The sequence below is a fragment of the Bradyrhizobium sp. KBS0727 genome (assembly GCF_005937885.2).
GTDB lineage: Bacteria > Pseudomonadota > Alphaproteobacteria > Rhizobiales > Xanthobacteraceae > Bradyrhizobium.
Window position 1 is genome coordinate 1,399,130 of the sequence record NZ_CP042176.1, and the last position, 18,662, is coordinate 1,417,791.

General features: G+C 63.1%; 21 protein-coding genes. 9 read left to right on the top strand and 12 right to left on the bottom strand.

Features of this window, described 5'->3' with window-relative positions:
* Positions 1–1,061 precede the first annotated feature (1,061 nt).
* Positions 1,062–1,619 (top strand): DUF4112 domain-containing protein, encoded by a 558-nt coding sequence (locus tag FFI89_RS06610; protein WP_138834010.1) that lies wholly within the window; start codon positions 1,062–1,064, stop codon positions 1,617–1,619.
* Positions 1,620–1,751: 132 nt separating this feature from the next.
* Here the strand turns inward: FFI89_RS06610 and FFI89_RS06615 are convergent, their stop codons facing one another.
* The 11 genes from FFI89_RS06615 to napE form a co-directional block, all read right to left on the bottom strand.
* Complete coding sequence (locus tag FFI89_RS06615; RefSeq protein ID WP_027536864.1) at positions 1,752–2,030, bottom strand: hypothetical protein; 279 nt, start codon at positions 2,028–2,030, stop codon at positions 1,752–1,754.
* 223 nt (positions 2,031–2,253) lie between these two features.
* Positions 2,254–2,418: a DUF3309 family protein gene (locus FFI89_RS06620; protein WP_138834011.1), complete on the bottom strand. Its 165-nt coding sequence runs from the start codon at positions 2,416–2,418 to the stop codon at positions 2,254–2,256.
* 182 nt (positions 2,419–2,600) lie between these two features.
* Positions 2,601–2,975 carry a hypothetical protein gene (locus FFI89_RS06625; RefSeq protein WP_246669377.1) on the bottom strand — a complete coding sequence of 125 codons (375 nt, stop codon included), beginning with the start codon at positions 2,973–2,975 and terminating at the stop codon, positions 2,601–2,603.
* Between the two features lie 114 nt (positions 2,976–3,089).
* Positions 3,090–3,497, bottom strand: coding sequence for a peptide-methionine (R)-S-oxide reductase MsrB (gene msrB, locus FFI89_RS06630; protein ID WP_138834013.1), 408 nt, complete (start codon positions 3,495–3,497; stop codon positions 3,090–3,092).
* Positions 3,498–3,519: 22 nt separating this feature from the next.
* Entirely contained in the window at positions 3,520–4,239 is a 720-nt protein-coding gene (gene msrA, locus FFI89_RS06635; RefSeq protein WP_138834015.1) for a peptide-methionine (S)-S-oxide reductase MsrA, read from the bottom strand.
* A gap of 322 nt (positions 4,240–4,561) precedes the next feature.
* Positions 4,562–5,671 carry an ATP-dependent RecD-like DNA helicase gene (locus FFI89_RS06640; protein WP_138834017.1) on the bottom strand — a complete coding sequence of 370 codons (1,110 nt, stop codon included), beginning with the start codon at positions 5,669–5,671 and terminating at the stop codon, positions 4,562–4,564.
* 108 nt (positions 5,672–5,779) lie between these two features.
* Positions 5,780–6,418, bottom strand: coding sequence for a NapC/NirT family cytochrome c (locus FFI89_RS06645; RefSeq protein ID WP_138834019.1), 639 nt, complete (start codon positions 6,416–6,418; stop codon positions 5,780–5,782).
* Positions 6,415–6,885, bottom strand: a complete 471-nt coding sequence (locus tag FFI89_RS06650; RefSeq protein ID WP_168212806.1) for a nitrate reductase cytochrome c-type subunit — start codon at positions 6,883–6,885, stop codon at positions 6,415–6,417. Before FFI89_RS06650 ends, FFI89_RS06645 begins: the two co-directional genes overlap by 4 nt.
* Positions 6,882–9,395 carry a nitrate reductase catalytic subunit NapA gene (napA, locus tag FFI89_RS06655; protein ID WP_138834023.1) on the bottom strand — a complete coding sequence of 838 codons (2,514 nt, stop codon included), beginning with the start codon at positions 9,393–9,395 and terminating at the stop codon, positions 6,882–6,884. The genes FFI89_RS06650 and napA overlap by 4 nt, the downstream gene beginning before the upstream one ends.
* Positions 9,392–9,730, bottom strand: a complete 339-nt coding sequence (locus tag FFI89_RS06660; RefSeq protein ID WP_138834025.1) for a chaperone NapD — start codon at positions 9,728–9,730, stop codon at positions 9,392–9,394. The genes napA and FFI89_RS06660 overlap by 4 nt, the downstream gene beginning before the upstream one ends.
* A gap of 20 nt (positions 9,731–9,750) precedes the next feature.
* Positions 9,751–9,933, bottom strand: a complete 183-nt coding sequence (napE, locus tag FFI89_RS06665; protein ID WP_138834026.1) for a periplasmic nitrate reductase, NapE protein — start codon at positions 9,931–9,933, stop codon at positions 9,751–9,753.
* A gap of 267 nt (positions 9,934–10,200) precedes the next feature.
* On the opposite strand from napE, the gene FFI89_RS06670 reads away from it, so the two are divergent.
* Positions 10,201–11,409 (top strand): LLM class flavin-dependent oxidoreductase, encoded by a 1,209-nt coding sequence (locus FFI89_RS06670; protein WP_138834028.1) that lies wholly within the window; start codon positions 10,201–10,203, stop codon positions 11,407–11,409.
* 69 nt (positions 11,410–11,478) lie between these two features.
* Here the strand turns inward: FFI89_RS06670 and FFI89_RS06675 are convergent, their stop codons facing one another.
* Entirely contained in the window at positions 11,479–12,378 is a 900-nt protein-coding gene (locus FFI89_RS06675) for an ABC transporter substrate-binding protein (protein ID WP_371722498.1), read from the bottom strand.
* A 602-nt stretch (positions 12,379–12,980) separates the two neighbouring features.
* Between FFI89_RS06675 and FFI89_RS06680 the strand changes: the two genes are divergently transcribed.
* From FFI89_RS06680 to FFI89_RS34260, 7 genes are all read left to right on the top strand, one after another.
* The gene (locus tag FFI89_RS06680) at positions 12,981–13,931 is read left to right on the top strand and encodes a sulfonate ABC transporter substrate-binding protein (protein ID WP_138834032.1); all 951 of its coding nucleotides are present in this window, start codon (positions 12,981–12,983) and stop codon (positions 13,929–13,931) included.
* Positions 13,932–13,973: 42 nt separating this feature from the next.
* Positions 13,974–14,927, top strand: coding sequence for a sulfonate ABC transporter substrate-binding protein (locus FFI89_RS06685; RefSeq protein ID WP_138834033.1), 954 nt, complete (start codon positions 13,974–13,976; stop codon positions 14,925–14,927).
* A complete protein-coding gene (gene ssuD / locus FFI89_RS06690) occupies positions 14,924–16,090 on the top strand; it encodes an FMNH2-dependent alkanesulfonate monooxygenase (RefSeq protein WP_138834035.1) in 1,167 nt (388 codons plus the stop codon). The genes FFI89_RS06685 and ssuD overlap by 4 nt, the downstream gene beginning before the upstream one ends.
* Complete coding sequence (locus tag FFI89_RS06695; RefSeq protein WP_138834038.1) at positions 16,087–16,899, top strand: ABC transporter permease subunit; 813 nt, start codon at positions 16,087–16,089, stop codon at positions 16,897–16,899. Before ssuD ends, FFI89_RS06695 begins: the two co-directional genes overlap by 4 nt.
* Positions 16,900–16,906: 7 nt before the next feature.
* The gene (locus FFI89_RS06700) at positions 16,907–17,752 is read left to right on the top strand and encodes an ATP-binding cassette domain-containing protein (protein WP_138834040.1); all 846 of its coding nucleotides are present in this window, start codon (positions 16,907–16,909) and stop codon (positions 17,750–17,752) included.
* A 22-nt stretch (positions 17,753–17,774) separates the two neighbouring features.
* A complete protein-coding gene (locus FFI89_RS06705; RefSeq protein WP_138834042.1) occupies positions 17,775–18,353 on the top strand; it encodes a flavin reductase family protein in 579 nt (192 codons plus the stop codon).
* 103 nt (positions 18,354–18,456) lie between these two features.
* Positions 18,457–18,615, top strand: a complete 159-nt coding sequence (locus FFI89_RS34260; RefSeq protein WP_168212726.1) for a hypothetical protein — start codon at positions 18,457–18,459, stop codon at positions 18,613–18,615.
* The last annotated feature ends 47 nt before the right edge of the window (positions 18,616–18,662 follow it).

Sequence of the window (18,662 nt, forward strand, 5' to 3'; positions counted from 1 at the left end):
GCTTTTCGCGCAATGTCTGGTGTGGGTTATTCAGGCAGTCCGCGCCCGAGAAGCAGTAGGCGACAGCCATGGCAGTGACGACGAGGCCCGGAATGCCCCCCGGCGTCCGGGCCTCGTAACTGCAACAGCCCATCCATTCAGCGCGATGCGAATGTTTGTCCCCCGCTGCGCGGGAAGACTTGTAGGTTGTGCGTGGTGGTCCGGCCAATCCGTATCATTACGGTGTGGATGTCGCGCTCTCACACCTATGATTCGGCTCCGCGCGCAAGGATAGAGTTGACCGAGCGCGTGCGACAAAGCAACCCGACGGGCAAATCAACGAAAGTCTGTCCAGCCCCTCGCGCAAAAATATTCCGCTGGCGCCGTCGGGCAAATCAGTCGTTCAACTCCCGCCATCCTGTCCCGCCGGAGGGGCGTAGGCCATCGTCGCAAACGAGGGGCAGGGAGCGGTGGACGCGAAGGCTGCGACTGACGAGCGCGGCAGACGCGTACGGCGAAATCGTTTGGGTCCGACGCCCCGGTGCTGGCGTCAAGTTGGCGGAAGCGAAAGCTTCCAAGGACGATGGTGGCAAGAAAGCCGGTCACCAGGACGAAATCGTATAAGCCGTAAAGCCATTGCGCGGGGAAGGCCGGTGTGTTTCCGCCAAACCTGTATGCTCGTGCGCGTGTTGTTGTTGAGTTCTGCGCATGAGACCGCGGGTGCGGCGTGCACCCGGTCTTCCCTGCGCCCTCTAATAGCGAGGGCAAGGTTTCCTGCAAAACTTCGGGCGATCAGTGCCGCGAGAATGCGAAGTCGTGTCTCGCCAGCTCTTTGACATTTGAATCCGAAACCTCTCCGCGCTCATTGCGAGCAGCGGCAGCGACGACTTGTCCGCCGTAGCTCAACGAGCGAAGGCGGAAGCAATTCATGCTCCCTCTGCGGCGGGATGGATTGCGTCGCTAGCGCTCGCAATGACGAAACGACGCACGGGCGGTCTTTCGGCCCGATTCAGACCGCCGCAGCAGGCCGTTGGTGGCGTGACGCGGCTTGCGTCTCGCATTCGCGTTACCATCTGAGGTCCATGTCAAACGACGATATCATCATGCCGAAACGTTCCCGCGCCGAGCGGCCTTCCCAAGGACCTTCTCAAGGGCCGTTCCGGGAGCGGGCGCAGGGCCGCGGGCCCGTGATCGACCAGGACGGCAACGAAATTCCGGATCCGGGGATGCGCTCGCAGTTCGAGGCCTTTCGCTTCGATCTGGGCAATAACGCCGCCAACCCGTTCGCCAACCTCACCCGCGAGCAGCGGCTGGCGCGGCTCGACGCGATCGCCAAGCTGCTCGACGTCGCCTTCATCCTGCCGGGCACCAACATCCGCTACGGCATCGACGGCCTGATCGGGCTGATCCCGGTGATCGGCGATCTCATCACCACCGCGATCTCGCTGTGGCTGGTGCGCGAGGCGCGGGCGTTGGGCGCGCCCTGGCACATCACGGCGCGGATGCTGGCGAATGTCGCGGTCGACGGCGTGGTCGGGATGGTGCCGCTGGCGGGCGACGCCTTCGACGTCATGTTCCGCGCCAATGTCCGCAACGTGCGAATGCTCAAGCGCTGGATGGACAGGCAGCCGCGCGCGTGACCCCGAAAAGTGGGTACCGGTTTCGCTCGCGACAAACGCGAAGCGTTTGCGCGGAGGTCACGCGCAAACATGCCGCAAAAAAATAAGCCCCCGGACGTGAACGTCCGAGGGCTGGTTGATTGAAACGAAAGTCTAGGCGGCGTCGGCGTCCGCAGGCGCGTCCGCGCGGGGGCGGCGCTCGAGCGGGAAGGCTTCGCTTTCATAGAGCGTGCGGATGCCGCTCTGGTCGAAGCGCGCTTCCTCGACTTGCAGATAGGCGCCGTTCAGCGAGTCCGCCGGCAGCTCCTCGATCGCGAAGCGAACCGCTTCGGCAGCGGTGCCAAATCGCCGATAGGCGAAGCCAGCCCGCTTCTTCTTGCGGATCGCGGCGGGGAAGAGTTCGGCGGCGGTATCGTAACTGAAGGGACGCATGGTCTCTGACCTCAATCTTTTTGGCTCTTGCGTGGAGCGAATGTGGATTGGATGACGGTGGGCCGCATCCCGGCGGCGCGCCGTGCTCGTCATTTCGACCCCCAATATAAGCCTGTTTGACAGAAATGCGACTCCTGAGGCGGCTCATCGGGGGTGATGATGAATCCACGCATGGCTGGGGCGGCTTGCAAATAAATCCTGTAATTTCAAATATTTATGCGGATTACAGCTTGCCGAGCAGCACCAGGATGACCAGCACGATCAAAATCACCCCGACGAGCCCCATGCCGGAATGGCCCATGCCGTAGCCATAGCCGCCGATACGGCCCGAGAAGCCGCCCAGCAGGAATATAATCAGAATGATGATGAGTATCGTTCCAAGCGACATGGCGGTCTCCCCGAAAGGCCGCGGGCGCTACGGAAAACGCTCCCGCGGGGCGGATCAAAGCACAATCCGGGCCGCGAGTCCGCAGGTGATCCGCCGACACCGCCATTCCGGGGCGCGAAGCGAACCCGGAATCTCGAGATTCCGGGTTCGATGCTGCGCATCGCCCCGGAATGACGACTAGATTATTTCTTCGTCTCGTCCACCGGCAACACCTTGAGCGGGCTCGCATAAGGCTCGACGCGAAGCGATTCCGCGGCGATCAGGCCGACCTTGTGCAGCGGCGCCTGTTCGAGATCGCCGCTGGCGGATTTGTGCACGGCATATTGCCAGACGCTCATCGAGCCCTTCGCCACCAGCATCTTGGCGATGCCGCCGGCGTTCCTGCCGTCGACCTGCGCCAGTTCGTCGTCGGACATTCCGATCACGATCTCGTCCTTCTGGGTGATGACCTTGAACAGCGAGACCTTGTCGGCGGCGAGGGCAGGCTGGATCACAACGCTCTCCATGATGAGGCAGGCAAAGCCTAGACCGGGCAGCAGACGTTTGGACATGTGCATCAGAACTTCCTGGTGGCTCGCGCGCGGGGGCAGGCGAAGGAAACGCAAAGAAAAACCCCGCGCGACCAGCTCTTGGTCGCACGGGGCGTGATACGCGTTCGAGTCAATCCGAAACTATTTCGGCTGCAGCTTCAATGCGGCCGAGTTGATGCAGTAGCGCAGCCCGGTCGGGCCGGGGCCGTCGTCGAAGACGTGGCCGAGATGGCCGTTGCACTTCGAGCACAGCACCTCGGTGCGGATCATGCCGTGGGTGACGTCGCGTTCCTCGTCGACATGGCTATCGACGGCGGGCGCCGTAAAGCTCGGCCAGCCGCAGCCGGAATCGAACTTGGCGTCGGATTCGAACAGGGTCTGGCCGCAGCCGGCGCAGGTATAGGTGCCCTTGCGGTGCTCGTGCTCATATTCGCCGGAGAACGGCCGCTCGGTCGCCTTCTCGCGCAGCACCGCATACTGCATCGGCGTCAGCTCGCGGCGCCATTCGGCTTCGCTCTTCTCGACCTTGGTCGTCTTGGTGTCGGACATTCAATCTCCTTTCAGGACGCCGTCAGTTGGTGACCTTCGCGGTGCTCACCAGTGTCGGCTTCTCGATGTAGTTCTCAGCAAAGATCTTCTTCAGGTTCTCGACCTTCGGGATGTCGTTGTAGGCAATATAGGGCTGGTTCGGGTGCAGCGTCAGGTAGTCCTGGTGATAGGCCTCCGCCGGATAGAACGCCTCCAGCGGGCCGATCTTGGTCACGATCGGCTTCTTGTACACCTTGGCGGCGTTGAGCTGGGCGATATAGGCCTCCGCGACCTTCTTCTGCTCGTCATTGGTGGTGAAGATCGCCGAGCGGTACTGCGTGCCCGAATCCGGGCCCTGGCGGTTCAACTGGGTCGGATCGTGCGCGACCGAGAAGAAGATCTGCAAGATCTTGCCGTAGCTGATCTTCTTCGGGTCGAACTTGATCTCGACCGATTCCGCGTGTCCCGTCGTGCCGGTCGATACCATGTTGTAATCGGCGGTGGCCTTGGCGCCGCCGGCATAGCCGGACACCGCGTTGATCACGCCAGCGGTGTGCTGGAACACGCCCTGGACGCCCCAGAAACAGCCGCCCGCAATCACCGCGGTCTGGATATTGCCGGCGGCTTGCGTGTCGGCGGTGGGGGCGGGAATGACCACGGCATCTTCGGCAGCAAGCGAGGGGGCGACGGCGAACGCGGCAATGGCCAGCGCGCCAATGGCGGCGGCGCCGAACGAAAGACGGCTGAATCGGCGAGGGGACATGGTTTCCTCTTGGCGAGCGGGTTGGGGGCAGTCTAGAGCGGGAGCCGTGTTTCGCAATCGGCACGGTTCTGCCCGATGCCCCAAGATACGGCCGGTGGCGGATATTGTTACGGCCCGCTTCACACGAGTTCGTGAATAAAACCGCGTGGCTGCAAGGATTTAGACCAGGAGCCAGGAAGGTTCGCGCGAATGCGCGCCCGATGGCCGGCTCCGCGACGAAGCAATCCAGACTGTTGGCGCGACGAGATGGATTGCTTCCGCCTTCGCTCGTTGAGCTTCGGCGGACAAGTCGCTTCGCTCGCAATGACGGGAAAAGATCCCCTCACACCACCACGCTCAGCCGTTTCGCGGCACGCGTGATACCCGTATAGAGCCATCGGGCGCGGCTTTCCTGGAACGCGAAGCTCTCGTCGAACAGCACGACGTCGTCCCACTGCGAGCCCTGCGACTTGTGCACGGTCAGCACATAGCCATAGTCGAACTCGTCATAGGGCTTGCGCTGTTCCCACGGAATGGTCTCGATGGCGCCGCCGAAGCAGTCGCCGCGCACCGAGACCTTGGTCACCTTGTGGCCGAAGTCCTCATCCGGCGACAGCCGCATGGTGATGATCTTGGATTTCGACTGCGCCCGCGACTTCACCCGCCACAGCCCGCCGTTGAACAGGCCTTTCTTGCGGTTGTTGCGCAGGCACACCAGCTTGTCGCCGGCGACCGGCAACGGATCCTCGATGTTCTGCTTCTGCCGTACCCGCATGTTGTAGGCGCGACGGGTGTTGTTGCGCCCGACCAGCACCTGGTCGGCTTGCATCACCCGGTCCGGATCGAGTTCGTTGCGCGAGACCACTTCGCTCTCGCCGTGGCGGCCGATTTCGAGTTCGCGGCCCTCGCGGATATCCATCGACATCCGTACGATCGGGTCGTTCTGCGCCTGGCGATGCACCTCGGTCAGCATCGCGTCGGGTTCAGAGTCGGTAAAGAAGCCGCCTCCCTGGATCGGCGGCAATTGCGCGGGGTCGCCGAGCACCAGCAGCGGACAGTCGAACGACATCAGGTCGCGGCCCAATTCCGCATCCACCATCGAACATTCGTCGATCACGATCAGTTTGGCCTTCGAGGCCGGTGCATCGTCCCACAGCTCAAAGCTCGGTTGCTCGACGCCGGATTCGCGCGCGCGGTAGATCAGGGAGTGGATGGTGGAGGCGTTGTCGCAGCCCTTGTTGCGCATCACCAGCGCCGCCTTGCCGGTGAAGGCCGCGAATTTCACCTCGCCGTCGACGCCGTCGGCGATGTGCCGCGCCAGCGTGGTCTTGCCGGTTCCGGCATAGCCGAACAGCCGGAACACCGGCGGCGTGCCGTTCCTGCCCGGCTTGGCCTTGAGCCAGTCGGCAACAGCCTTGAGCGCGGAATCCTGATGCGGCGTAAAGGTGGTCATGGGGTCCAGCGGAGGGGAGAGCGGGCCGATAGCGGCCGCGACTCATCCTCCCCAAGCTAACCATTCAGGCCGCCAGTGCAAGCCGCCTCAGGCGGCCCTGCCACCCTGTTACTGCCAGCCCGGGACGCCGCGCATGTCGGGCAAATGGTGGGCGATGCCCTTGTGGCAGTCGATGCAGGTTTTCTCGCCCGTGAACAGAAAACGCTGATGTGCCACCGCGGCGCGCGGCGATTGCCGGGTGATGTCCATCGATTCGGCGCTGTGACAGTTGCGGCATTCCAGCGAGTCATTGGCCTTGAACCGCGCCCATTCGTGCAGCGCCAGTTCGAGCCGGTTGTCGAGGAATTTCTCGCGGGTGTGGATGCTGCCGAACAGATGGCCCCAGACCTCTTTCGAGGCCTGCATCTTGCGCGCGATTTTGTCGGTCCAGTTGTGCGGAACGTGACAGTCCGGGCAGCTTGCGCGCACGCCGGAACGATTGGAGAAATGGATCGTGGGCTTCAGCTCCGCGAATACGTTGTCGCGCATCTCGTGGCAACCGGTGCAGAATTTTTCGGTGTTGGTCAGTTCCAGCGCGGTGTTGAAGCCACCCCAGAACACGACGCCGGCGACGAAGCCGGCGAATACCAGCACGCCGAGCCCGAACACCGAGCTCGGCCGCCGCAGCACGTCCCACAATTCGAGGACGAAAATCCACAGCCGCGCCGGCCACGACCGGCGAGGGGAGGCCGGGTCGACCGTGCTCATCGCCGTCCCCCGGGCGTGGCGCGGCTCAGCATGGCGTCGATGTCGATGAAGTCGTTGTCGATCGGCGGCTTCACCACATTTTGCGGCACGTGGCATTCGGTGCAGAAGAAGCGGCGCGGCGACACCGAGGCCAGGAACTGGCCGTCGCGGTCCATGAAATGGGTAATGCTGACCATCGGGGCCTGCGATTCCCCGGTGCGGGCACGGGCATGGCAGGACAGGCACTTGTTGCCATTGATATCGATCTGATAGCCCTCGGTGGTATGCGGAATGACCGGCGGCTGCTCCGGATAATTTCGTACTTCCTTCTCGGCGGTATTGCGCAACGGCGTCATCGGCGCCGCCGGCCCTTCCTCGTTGAGCGGGGTCGAGCCGCGCAGCGCGGAATTCACGGTCTGGGCGACCAGCGAAGTCGATGCGGTGGCGCTGATGATGGCGAGCGCCAGAAGCCAGTATTTTCCGATCATGAGCTTTGCACCCGCTCGATGCGTACCGCGCATTTCTTGTAGTCGGTCTGCAGCGAGATCGGATCGGTGGCGTCCAGCGTCACCTTGTTGATCAGCTGCGCCTCGTCGAACCACGGCACGAACACCAGTCCGCGCGGCGTCTTGTTGCGGCCGCGGGTTTCGACCCGGGTGCGAATGAAGCCGCGGCGCGACTGCACCTTCACCTCGTCGCCGCGCCGCAGCTTGAGTTCGGCCGCGTCGTCGGGATGCATGAAGCACACCGCCTCGGGGAACGCCTTGTAGAGTTCGGGGACACGGCGCGTCATGGTGCCGGAATGCCAGTGCTCCAGCACGCGACCGGTGGAGAGCCAGAACGGATACTCGGCATCCGGCGATTCGGCCGGCGGCTCATAGGGCAGCGCGAAGATGCGCGCCCTGCCGTCCGGAAAACCGTAGAACTGGACGTCGGCGCCTTGCTTCACATAGGGATCGAGACCCTCTCGGAAGCGCCATCTGGTTTCCTGACCGTTGACCACCGGCCAGCGCAGACCGCGCACCTGATGATAGGTGTCGAACGGCGCGAGGTCGTGGCCGTGGCCGCGGCCGAAACTCGCATATTCCTCGAACAGGCCCTTGTGGACGTAGAATCCGAACGCCTTGGATTCGTCGTTCAGGTAGCCGCCTTCGATATCGGACACTGGAAACTTGTCGACCTGGCCGTTGGCAAAGAGCACGTCGAACAGCGTCTTGCCGCGATATTCCGGCTTCTTCGCAATCAAGTCCTCGGGCCAGACTTCCTCGACCTTGAAGCGCTTTGAAAACTCCATCAATTGCCAGAGGTCCGATCGCGCCTCGCCCGGCGCGGTCACCAACTGGTGCCACAGGTGGGTCCGCCGTTCGGCGTTGCCGTAGGCGCCTTCCTTCTCGACCCACATCGCGGTCGGCAGAATGAGATCGGCCGCCAGCGCCGTCACCGATGGATAGGCATCGGATACGACGATGAAGTTGTCGGGATTGCGGTAGCCGAGCCAGGTCTCCTCGTTGGCGTTGGCGCCGGCCTGCAGGTTGTTGTTGACCTGCACCCAGTAGGCGTTGAGCAGGCCGTCCTTCAGCATCCGGTTCTGCAGCACCGCATGATAGCCGGGCTTGTCGGGAATGGTGCCTTCGGGCAGCTTCCAGATCTGTTCCGCCTTGTCGCGGTGGGCCTTGTTGGTGACCACCATGTCGGCGGGCAGACGATGCGAGAAGGTGCCGACTTCGCGCGCGGTGCCGCAGGCCGAGGGTTGGCCGGTCAGCGAGAACGGGCTGTTGCCGGGTTCGGAAATCTTTCCGGTCAGCAGATGAATATTGTAGACGAGGTTGTTGCACCAGACGCCGCGGGTGTGCTGGTTGAATCCCATGGTCCAGAAGCTGACGACCTTGGTCTTCGGGTCGGCATAGAGTTCCGCCAGCGCCTCGAGGCGGTTCAGCGGCACGCCCGACATGTCCGCGGCTTTCTCCAGCGTGTAGTCGGCGAGGAACTTGACGTAGTCGTCGTAGCTGATGTCGGTCGAATCGCCGGCCTTCGCGGCGCCGGTGGCCTTCTTCTGCAACGGATGTTCGGGCCGCAAGCCATAGCCGATATCGGTCTGCCCGCGCTTGAACAGCGTGTGTTTGTCGACGAAGTCCTTGTTGACGCGGCCGGTCTTGACGATGTGGTTGGCTATGGCGTTGAGAAGGTAGAGGTCGGTCTGCGGCTTGAACACCATGCCGATATCGGCCAGGTCGAACGAGCGGTGCTCGAAGGTCGAGAGCACGGCGACGCGGACATGCGGTGCGCTCAGGCGCCGGTCGGCGACGCGGGTCCACAGGATCGGGTGCATCTCCGCCATGTTGGAGCCCCACAGCACAAAGGCATCGGTGGCCTCGATGTCGTCATAGCAGCCCATCGGCTCGTCGATACCGAAGGTACGCATGAAGCCGACCGCGGCGGACGCCATGCAGTGGCGCGCGTTCGGATCGAGATTGTTGGAGCGGAAGCCTGCCTTCATCAATTTCAGCCCGGCGTATCCTTCCCAGATCGTCCATTGGCCGGAACCGAGCATGCCGACGCCACTCGGCCCACGCTTTTTCAGCGCGTCCTTGAACTTCTCCGCCATGACGTCGAAGGCTTCGTCCCACGACACCGGCGTGAACTCGCCGTTCTTGTCGTATTTGCCGTTCGTCTTGCGCAGCATCGGGCGGGTGAGGCGGTCATGGCCGTACATGATCTTGGAAAGGAAATAGCCTTTCACGCAGTTGAGGCCGCGGTTGACTTCGGATTTTGTGTCGCCGTGGGTCGCCACGACGCGGTTTTCCTTGGTCGCCACCATGACGCTGCAGCCGGTGCCGCAGAACCGGCACGGCGCCTTGTCCCACTTCAGCTCGCTTTCGCTTCGCGCGGTGACGAGATTGGCTGATATCGCTGGCGTCGCCATTCCTCCCGCCAATGCCGCCAGTCCGGCAGCTTCCAGCTTCAGCAGCTCGCGGCGGTCGAGCTTGGGTCCGGTCATGACAATTCTCCCGAAGAGGCCGCGTCGATGGCGTGAAAGACCAGCGCTGCGGAATAGACATCCGGCAGCAGCGCGATGGTGTTGAGCGTCGATCCCAGCGTGCCGGCATCCGGTACATCGGCCACGACGACGAGCTTGCCCCTGGGATCGCGGCCGTAGATCTCGCAGCCGGCCAATGCCAGGATGTTTGCTTCCACGCCGGCGAGGCATTCCGGCCGCGCCTGCACCAGAATGCTGGCGATCTCTCCACCATGCGGCGCGACTACGCGGTCTGGATTGAGCAGGCGGCCGGTGATGAGGGCCCGGCGGTCGATTGCGGTGTGACGTGCGGCCATGTGGTTGGTCCTTGCTGTGCTCATCGCGTTGGAGGGCCGGGCGGACCGGCCATCATTTGATAGATCCACACGGCAAGCCCGTAGCTGCCGACCGTCGCGACCGCGAAGGCCGGCATCAGCACCGCCGTCAGAAATAGAAACGCAAAGATTTCCATACGTTTGCGGCGCGGCCTTCCGCGCGCATCGTCGCCGGCGACAGACATGCGGGTCTCATTTCGATCTGATGAAAGGATGATTTGCGGCGTCAGGGCCGCTGCCCGCGCCCAAGCTAGAAGACGCCCCGAGCGCCGCCTTGATCCAAATCAAAGCGGGAACCTATCCACCGGCGTCAGCGCGCTTCCGGCCTATTCGTCGCACCCCGGTGTTGCAGCCCAGGCGCGCGTTTCGTCTGGCGGAATTCTGCATGGCTGGACACGTCGGAGCCGGGGAATACACTGGCTGAAAACAACAAACGGTTTGGGAGAGACGTCATGAAGTTCGGTATCTTCTATGAGCTGCAACTGCCGCGCCCCTGGGAAGAGGGCGACGAACTGCGGCTCTACCAGAACGCGCTGACGCAACTCGAGACGGCCGACCGGATCGGCTACGACCACGCCTGGGTGGTGGAACATCATTTCCTCGAGGAATATTCGCACTCGCCCTCGCCGGAATCTTTTCTCGCCGCCGCCAGCCAGCGCACCAAGAAGATCCGGCTCGGCCACGGCATCTTCCAGCTCACCACCAATCACCCGGCCCGCGTCGCCGAGCGCGTCGCTGTGCTGGACCTGCTCAGCAACGGCCGCTGCGAATTCGGTATGGGCGAAAGCGCCTCCATCACCGAGCTGACGCCGTTCGGCCGCGACATGGAAACCAAGCGCGAGGTGTTCGAGGAGGCGGTGCAGGCGATCTTCCCGATGTTCACCAAAGTGGGCACCGAACATCACGGCAAGTATTTCGACATTCCCTTGCGCAACGTCGTGCCCAAGCCTGTGCAGAAACCGCACCCGCCGCTGTGGATGGCGTGTTCGCAGTTGCAGACCATCGAGCGCGCCGGCGAAAACGGTTTTGGCGCGCTCGGCTTCCAGTTCGTCAGCGCCGAGGCCGCGCATGCCTGGGTGCACGCATATTACAATGCGATCACCAAGCGGCTGAAGAAGCTCGCCGACTACCAGATCAATCCGAACATGGCGCTGGTGTCGTTCTTCATGTGCGCCAAGACCGACGAGGAGGCGCGGGCACGCGCCGACGGCGCGACCTTCTTTCAGTTCGCGCTGCGCTTCTACGGCGCATCGCAGAACCGCCAGCGCCCGGCGCCCGGCACCGTCAACATGTGGGACGAATACAACAAGTGGAAGCGCGAAAATCCGGAAGCCCAGGAAGCGGCGCTGCGTGGCGGCCTGATCGGCTCGCCGGAAACTATCCGCAAGAAGCTGCGGCGGTTCCGCGCCTCGCATATCGATCAGGTGATCCTGCTCAACCAGGCCGGCAAGAACAGCCACGAGCATATCTGCGAGTCGCTTGAACTGTTCGGCAAGGAAGTGATGCCGGAATTCCAGAACGATCCCGAGCATGACGCCTGGAAGGCCGGCGTGATGAGCGGCGCGATCAAGCTCGAAGAGATCGATACCGAAGCCTTCAAGGATCGCTACGGCAAGCTCGCGGTGAGCGTGGCTCCCGCAGCGAAAGTCGCAGCGGGATAACATCGCTAGGTGTGGACGGTTGACGCGGCGCGAGAGTCATCCTCGCGCCGCGGTCGCTTCGTGGTATCGTCAGTTCAAGTTCGCCGCCGCCGTGAAACTGCGATCGACGGCTTTGCCGACGTCGAGTTTTTTCGAGAGGATTCCGTAGCGCGTGGCGCGGTCCGACGCCTCCTGAACCTCCTTGACCACAGTTTCGTCGATCGCGATCGGACTGGTGCGCTGGGCGGTGTAGGCGCTCAACAGCACGTCCTCGGGAAGTTTGGTGAGTTCGGCCGTACTCCTGGCGTACTCGGCGAGATGATCGAGCGACCAGAGTCGCGCCTTGTTCAGCCGCTGCACGAGATCCTGCACGGCGGCGCGCTTGGTGGCGATAGCCGCATCGGAGGCAACGATGAAGGTGACGGTCGGCGTCAAGCCTTCGCCATTGGCGACAATCCGCGCATTGTCCTTCAGCGTCGCATAGGACACGTAGGGTTCCCAGACGGCCCAGCCGTCGATCGAGCCCGCGACCAAAGCGATCTTGGAATCCACCGGGCCGAGCGGTGCGAAGGTCGCGTCCTCGATCCTGTTACCGCTGTTTTCCAGTGTCGCGTCGATCAGGAACTGACCCCATCCGCCGCGCGTTCCGGCCAGCCGCTTGCCTTTCAGGTCGGCGGCGCTTTTGATCAGCGAGTCCTGGCGAACCAGGATCGCCTGGGTCCGCGCATCGGCGCGGGTGCCCCCGATCGCCTTGATCGGTGCACCTGCCGCATACACGCTGAGAAACGCGAGATCGCCGGTGTAACCGACATCCAGCGCGCCGGCGTTGAGCGCTTCAAGAATAGGTGCCGCCGCCGGAAATTCCGACCATTCGATCTTGTACGGCAGGTCCTTCGCCAGCCCTGCAATTTCGAGCAATGAGCGATTGCCGCCTTTCTGGTCGCCGACGCGCAAGGTGATGGTGTCTGCGGCCATGGCCGACGTCGTCATGGCGATCCCGACGGCGACGCCGAACAGTGCCGCGCCAAGGTTGCGGATGCGTGCGCGCGCTTTTGATTCTGTGTGGACCGTATTCATGCCTGTCATCTTTCCGATTTGATCGGCTGTATTGCGTTTGCAACCAGCGACCTGAAAAAACTAAGACCAGCGGCATATCAGTCAATGAAATGGCTGACTGAATATCTCGGCACGCGGGCAATGATCGTTTCGTGTTTTCAAGGACGACAGAACGTTCTCGATGGCGTAGCGCGATCGTGTCGGCCGTCGGTCGCTCCGAAGTATAATTATCTCGTGCGGCATTCTGCTGGCGCAGACACAGCAGGAATTGGGGAACGCGTATTTTGCGCGATTGATCGGCGTCGATTCATGCCGGCAGTGGTGCCCAATCCAGGATTAGCAAGTCGAGGCAGTATTCGCGTCAAAATAAATGCGGCGCGGCCAATCGTGTTTCGGCAATAAACCCATCGTCGAAATCGGACCCGGCAGTGCTGCCGTTGCTATTTTCTCCGCGCACTCGACACTCCCATCGTGCCGCACCATCATCCTGACATCGCATGATCGCGCTACGTCGCGAACATGATCAGGAGAATGTGATGAAGCGTCGGGAATTCCTCAAACTATCGCTTGGAACTGCGGCCGTCGTTGCGCTGTCGATGCGCGCGCGAGCGGAGGCCGACGTCAAGGAAATTCGTGTCGGCTACCAGAAGAACGGCGTTCTCGTTCTCGCGCGGCAACAGGCGACCCTGGAAAAACATTTCAAGCCCCAGGGTATCGAGGTGAAATGGGTCGAGTTCTCGTCGGGGCCGCCGATGATGGAAGCGATGAATGTCGGCAGCATCGATTACGGCGCGGTCGGCGATTCGCCGCCGGTGTTTGCGCAAGCTGCGGGCGCCGCCATCGTCTATGCCGCCGGCCAGCCCATCACCAACGGGCAGGGCATCCTGGTGCCGCAAAATTCGACCATCAAGTCGATCGCGGATCTCAAGGGCAAGCGCGTCGGCTTCACCAAAGGGTCGAGCGCCCACAACATTACGGTACAGACGCTGGAAAAGGCAGGTCTGACCTATGCCGACATCACGCCGGTCTACCTGACGCCGCCGGATGCCGGGCCGGCGTTCGCCAATGGCAGCATCGACGCGTGGGCGATCTGGGATCCCTATTTCGCGATCGGCGAAACCAGGCAGAACGGTCGCATTCTCGTCAACGCATCCGAGATCACCAAGACCAACTCCTTCTACATCGCGAATCGCGATTTCGCGAAGAACCACGGCGCCGTGCTGCAGCAGATCATCGATGCCACGACTTCGACGGCGAAATGGGCCGAGCAGCATCGCGACGAGGTGGCGAAGTCGCTCAGTGCCGTCACCGGCATCGCGCTCGACATTCAGACCATCGCCGCCAGCCGCTCGGCGTTCGCCGTGGGGCCGATCACCGAAGACATCATCGCCACCCAGCAGGGCGTGGCCGATCGCTTCTTCAAGCTCGGCCTGATTCCGAGGCAGATCGCGATCCGCGACATCGTCTGGCGCCATACGCAGACCTGATGCTGCCGGCAACCCTTTCGACATAACACGGAGAATGCCAACATGACGCGTCTCATTCGGCGCTGGATTGCGAGCGCGGTACTGTCGGTCAGCATTGTCGCCGCCGCAGTCAGCGCTTCCTATGGACAGGACAAGGTGGTCCGTATCGGCTTCCAGAAATACGGCAAGCTGGTTCTGCTGAAAGGCAAGGGCTCGCTGGAAGAAAAGCTGGCACCGCTCGGTTACAGGGTGGTTTGGACGGAATTTCCATCCGGTCCGCCGCTGCTGGAAGCGCTTAATATCGGTGCCATCGATTTCGGCAATACCGGCGAGGCGCCGCCGATCTTCGCGCAGGCCGCCGGCGCGCCAATTCAATATGTCGCCTATGAGCCGCCGGCACCGAAGGGCGAGGCGATCCTGGTCCCGAAGGACAGCAAGCTGAGTTCGGTGGCGGATCTCAGGGGCAAGAAGGTTGCGCTCAACAAGGGCTCCAACGTTCACTACCTGCTGGTGAAGGCGCTCGAACAAGCGGGCGTCAAGTATTCCGAAATCGAACCGGTGTTCCTGGCGCCGGCCGATGCCCGCGCGGCGTTCGAACGCGGCTCGGTCGATGCCTGGGTGATCTGGGATCCGTTTCAGGCTGCGGCCGAAGCCGCCACCAGCGCCCGGACGCTGGCCGATGGCACCGGCATCGTCTCGAACTATCAGTTCTATTTCTCGTCGAAGAAATTTCTTGAGAGCGATCCGAAGATCGTCGATCTCGTGCTTGCGCAGTTGCGCGAAGTCGACGACTGGGCGAGGGGCGATGTTCACGCCGTGGCCGAGCAGATCGAACCGGCGGTCGGACTGCCGGTTGCTGTGGTCGAAGTGGCGCTGAAACGCCAGGCTTACGGGATCAAGCCAATCACCGATGGCGTTATCGCCGATCAACAGCAGGTCGCGGACACGTTCTTCGCCCTCGGGCTGCTGCCGAAAGCCATCAAGATTTCTGACGTCGCACGGAGGCCGGGAACATGAGTACGCCAACCAACGCCAATATCCTCTGGTTCCTGCCGACCCATGGAGACGGCCGCTATCTCGGTACCACGACCGGTGGCCGTGAGGTCAACTTCAACTACCTGCGCCAGATCGCGCAGGCGGCAGATCAACTCGGCTATTTCGGGGTGTTGCTGCCGACCGGACGAAGCTGCGAGGACTCCTGGGTGGTTGCGTCCGCGGTCGCACCCTGGACCGAGCGCCTGCGTTATCTGGTGGCGGTGCGGCCTGGCCTGCAGTCGCCGAGCGTCGCAGCCCGCATGACGGCGACGCTGGACCGGGTCACCAGCGGGCGGCTGCTGGTCAACGTCGTCACCGGCGGCGATCCCGTCGAGAACAAGGGCGACGGCATTTTCCTTGGCCACAACGAGCGCTATGCCGTAACGCGCGAGTTCCTCAACGTCTATAGCGACCTGCTTGCAGGGAACACCGTCAACGTCGAGGGCAAGCACATCCGTATCGAGGATGGTCGCCTGCTGTTCCCCCCGGTGCAGTCGCCGCGCCCGCCGCTCTATTTTGGTGGATCGTCGGATGCCGGCATCGATGTCGCCGTCGATACCGTGGACAAATACCTGACATGGGGCGAGCCACCGGCGCAGGTCGCCGACAAGGTCGAGCGCGTGCGCGCGGTCGCAGCCAAACGTGGGCGCAAGCTTTCCTTCGGCATCCGGCTGCACGTCATCGTTCGCGAGACCAATGCCGAGGCCTGGAGGGCCGCGGACGAACTCATTCAGCATGTCACCGACGAAACCGTGGCGTCGGCGCAAAAAATCTTCTCGCGCATGGACTCGGTCGGCCAGCAGCGCATGGCGCAACTGCATGGCGGCCGTCGCGACAAGCTCGAGATCAGCCCCAATCTCTGGGCCGGCGTCGGCCTGGTCCGCGGCGGGGCGGGCACCGCGTTGGTCGGCGATCCCGCCACGGTAGCCGCGCGCATTCGTGAGTATCAGGATGTCGGCATCGATACCTTCATCCTGTCGGGCTACCCGCATCTCGAGGAAGCCTATCGTTTTGCCGAACTGGTGTTCCCGCTGCTGTCGCTGACGCAGCCGAACAACGTGACGCCGATCCGCGTCAACACCGGTCCGTTCGGGGAAACTATCGGCAACGAATACCGTCCGCAGAAACAGGTATCGCAATCATGAGTCTCACTGAAAACCTTCCCCGCATCCGCGGCCGCAGCCTGCGATTGCCGCGGGCCGATGGCCTGATCCCCTGGATCGTGCCGCTCGGCATCCTTCTGGTCTGGCAACTCGCCTGCGTGACCGGCTTCGTGCCGGCGCGGGTGCTGCCGGCGCCGAGCGACGTGGCGCTAGCGGGGTGGAAACTGCTGCTGTCCGGCGAGCTCGCGCGCAACATCTGGGTCAGCTTCTGGCGCGCCAGCGCAGGCTTTCTGATCGGCGGCGGTATCGGCTTTGCCTTTGGTCTGGCCAACGGCCTGTCGCCGCTTTCCAGCAAATTGACCGACACCACGTTGCAGATGGTGCGCAACATTCCGCATCTGGCGCTGATCCCGCTCGTGATCCTGTGGTTCGGCATCGACGAATCCGCAAAACTGTTCCTGGTCGCGCTCGGCGTGTTCTTTCCGATCTATCTCAACACGCTGCACGGCATCCGCACCGTCGATCCGCAATTGATCGAAATGGGGCGGATCTACGGAATGACCGACGGCGAATTGTTCCGCCGGGTGATCTTTCCGGGCGCGCTGCCGTCGATCTTCGTCGGCCTGCGCTTCGCGCTCGGCATCATGTGGCTGACCCTGATCGTCGCCGAGACCATCGCGGCGTCGTCCGGTCTCGGTTACATGGCGATGCAGGCGCGCGAGTTCATGCTGATCGACGTCGTGGTGCTCTCGATCCTGATCTACGCCTTGCTCGGCAAGCTGGCCGACAGCGCCTCGCGCGCGCTGGAGCGGCTGACGCTGTCCTGGCATCCGGCCTTCCAGAAACATTGAGGACATCATGCAGCAAGCTATTCGTTTCATTTCTCCCGAGGCCGAGCTGGTCGAACCCGCGAACTTCGTCGAACAGGCGCGGCTGGTGCAGCGTGGTTCGGAGAGCCATCCACGCGGCCTGTCGCTGACCATTCGCGGTCTTCGCAAATCGTTCGGCGACAACGAGGTGTTGCGCGGCATCGACCTGCATATTCCGGCGGGCCAGTTCGTCGCCATCGTTGGCCGCAGCGGCTGCGGCAAGAGCACGCTGCTGCGGCTGATCGCCGGGCTCGACGCCGCCACCGCCGGCACCATCGCCTTTGGTGAACAGGCGCGGGCGGAGGACGTTCGCGTGATGTTTCAGGAGCCGCGGCTGTTGCCGTGGGCGCGGGTGCTCTCCAATGTCGAGGTGGGCCTCGGCCGCGAACGGACCACGGCCGACGCGCAGGCGCGCGCCGAAAGTGCGCTGGTCGAGGTCGGGCTCGGCGACAAACGGGCGCAATGGCCGGCGGTGCTGTCCGGCGGACAGAAGCAGCGCGTCGCGCTGGCGCGGGCCCTGGTCAGCCGGCCCCGCGTGCTGGCGTTCGACGAGCCGCTCGGCGCGCTCGACGCCCTGACGCGGATTTCGATGCAGCGGCTGCTGGAACGGGTCTGGCACGATCAGGCCTTCACCGCGATCCTGGTGACGCATGACGTATCGGAAGCCGTCGCTCTGGCCGATCGCGTGCTGGTCATCGAGGACGGCCGCATCGCGCACGACATCGACGTCGATATCCCGCGTCCGCGCCGGCGCGGCTCGGCCGAGTTGGCCGCGCTGGAGGGCTCGATCCTGAAGAACCTGCTGCAAGGTACCGACGATACTTCTGACCTTTAAGGCTGCGACCTGTGAGGCTGCCATGAATTCCGTTGTCCGCAACATCGCGATCGCGCATGAAGTCTCTTCAACCGATTTTCGCGGCGCCATGCGTCAGTTGACCGGCGGGGTCAGTGTCATCACCGCCGGGCGGGGCAAGGATATTTCCGGCATGACGGTGACGTCGGTGTCGTCGCTGTCGGTCGAGCCGGCGGCACTGATTGTCAGTATCAACCGGGAAGCCTCGTCCTGGCCGCTGGTGAAGCGCCACGGCTTTTTCGGCGTCAACATTCTGGCGTCGGATCAGCTCGACATCGCCGAACGCTTTACCGGCAAGGGCGGGCTGAGGGGTGCCGCGCGCTTCGCCGGCGCCGAATGGGTGACGCGGGTCTCCGGCGTACCGTTGCTGGTGGGCGCGCTGGCGGCGATCGACTGTGAGGTCGAGGATATCATCGAGCGGCATTCCCACGCGATCGTCATCGGCCGCGTGCTGGACCTGCGACTCTCGACGCGCACCGCGGCGCTGGCCTACTGGCAGGGCCAATATGTCGCGATCGACCGCGACGAGGATGCCGTGAGGCTGGCGGAAGTCAGCGTTCCGGGCCCGCGGGCGGTGCGTTGAACGGCCGAGCTGTCCAAAAAATAGCGGCTATGGCGCCGGGCGCACGGGAACGTTAGAAGGCTTGTGGCAAATCCTGCCCGAAACCTCAACGCGGAACCACGACGTGCTGAAGCGGATTGCGACCTGGGCATTTTACGGCGTCGGTACGCTCGCGATCGCCTATCTGGCGCTCTATGCCTATGTGGCCTTGACCGGGCGCGAGTTTACGCCTGGCGATCCCATTCATATTTTCCGCAAGCCGGACGCGCCGAGTTATTCGTGAATGGTAGTCGCGAGCTCTGATGTTTCGTCATTCCAGGGCGCGAAGCG

Bases quoted from the DNA above. Each gene is read 5' to 3' on its own strand.
- FFI89_RS06610 (WP_138834010.1), top strand. From the start codon at position 1,062: ATGTCAAACGACGATATCATCATGCCGAAACGTTCCCGCGCCGAGCGG.
- FFI89_RS06615 (WP_027536864.1), bottom strand. From the start codon at position 2,030: ATGCGTCCCTTCAGTTACGATACCGCCGCCGAACTCTTCCCCGCCGCG.
- FFI89_RS06620 (WP_138834011.1), bottom strand. From the start codon at position 2,418: ATGTCGCTTGGAACGATACTCATCATCATTCTGATTATATTCCTGCTG.
- FFI89_RS06625 (WP_246669377.1), bottom strand. From the start codon at position 2,975: ATGCACATGTCCAAACGTCTGCTGCCCGGTCTAGGCTTTGCCTGCCTC.
- msrB (WP_138834013.1), bottom strand. From the start codon at position 3,497: ATGTCCGACACCAAGACGACCAAGGTCGAGAAGAGCGAAGCCGAATGG.
- msrA (WP_138834015.1), bottom strand. From the start codon at position 4,239: ATGTCCCCTCGCCGATTCAGCCGTCTTTCGTTCGGCGCCGCCGCCATT.
- FFI89_RS06640 (WP_138834017.1), bottom strand. From the start codon at position 5,671: ATGACCACCTTTACGCCGCATCAGGATTCCGCGCTCAAGGCTGTTGCC.
- FFI89_RS06645 (WP_138834019.1), bottom strand. From the start codon at position 6,418: ATGAGCACGGTCGACCCGGCCTCCCCTCGCCGGTCGTGGCCGGCGCGG.
- FFI89_RS06650 (WP_168212806.1), bottom strand. From the start codon at position 6,885: ATGATCGGAAAATACTGGCTTCTGGCGCTCGCCATCATCAGCGCCACC.
- napA (WP_138834023.1), bottom strand. From the start codon at position 9,395: ATGACCGGACCCAAGCTCGACCGCCGCGAGCTGCTGAAGCTGGAAGCT.
- FFI89_RS06660 (WP_138834025.1), bottom strand. From the start codon at position 9,730: ATGGCCGCACGTCACACCGCAATCGACCGCCGGGCCCTCATCACCGGC.
- napE (WP_138834026.1), bottom strand. From the start codon at position 9,933: ATGTCTGTCGCCGGCGACGATGCGCGCGGAAGGCCGCGCCGCAAACGT.
- FFI89_RS06670 (WP_138834028.1), top strand. From the start codon at position 10,201: ATGAAGTTCGGTATCTTCTATGAGCTGCAACTGCCGCGCCCCTGGGAA.
- FFI89_RS06675 (WP_371722498.1), bottom strand. From the start codon at position 12,378: ATGACGACGTCGGCCATGGCCGCAGACACCATCACCTTGCGCGTCGGC.
- FFI89_RS06680 (WP_138834032.1), top strand. From the start codon at position 12,981: ATGAAGCGTCGGGAATTCCTCAAACTATCGCTTGGAACTGCGGCCGTC.
- FFI89_RS06685 (WP_138834033.1), top strand. From the start codon at position 13,974: ATGACGCGTCTCATTCGGCGCTGGATTGCGAGCGCGGTACTGTCGGTC.
- ssuD (WP_138834035.1), top strand. From the start codon at position 14,924: ATGAGTACGCCAACCAACGCCAATATCCTCTGGTTCCTGCCGACCCAT.
- FFI89_RS06695 (WP_138834038.1), top strand. From the start codon at position 16,087: ATGAGTCTCACTGAAAACCTTCCCCGCATCCGCGGCCGCAGCCTGCGA.
- FFI89_RS06700 (WP_138834040.1), top strand. From the start codon at position 16,907: ATGCAGCAAGCTATTCGTTTCATTTCTCCCGAGGCCGAGCTGGTCGAA.
- FFI89_RS06705 (WP_138834042.1), top strand. From the start codon at position 17,775: ATGAATTCCGTTGTCCGCAACATCGCGATCGCGCATGAAGTCTCTTCA.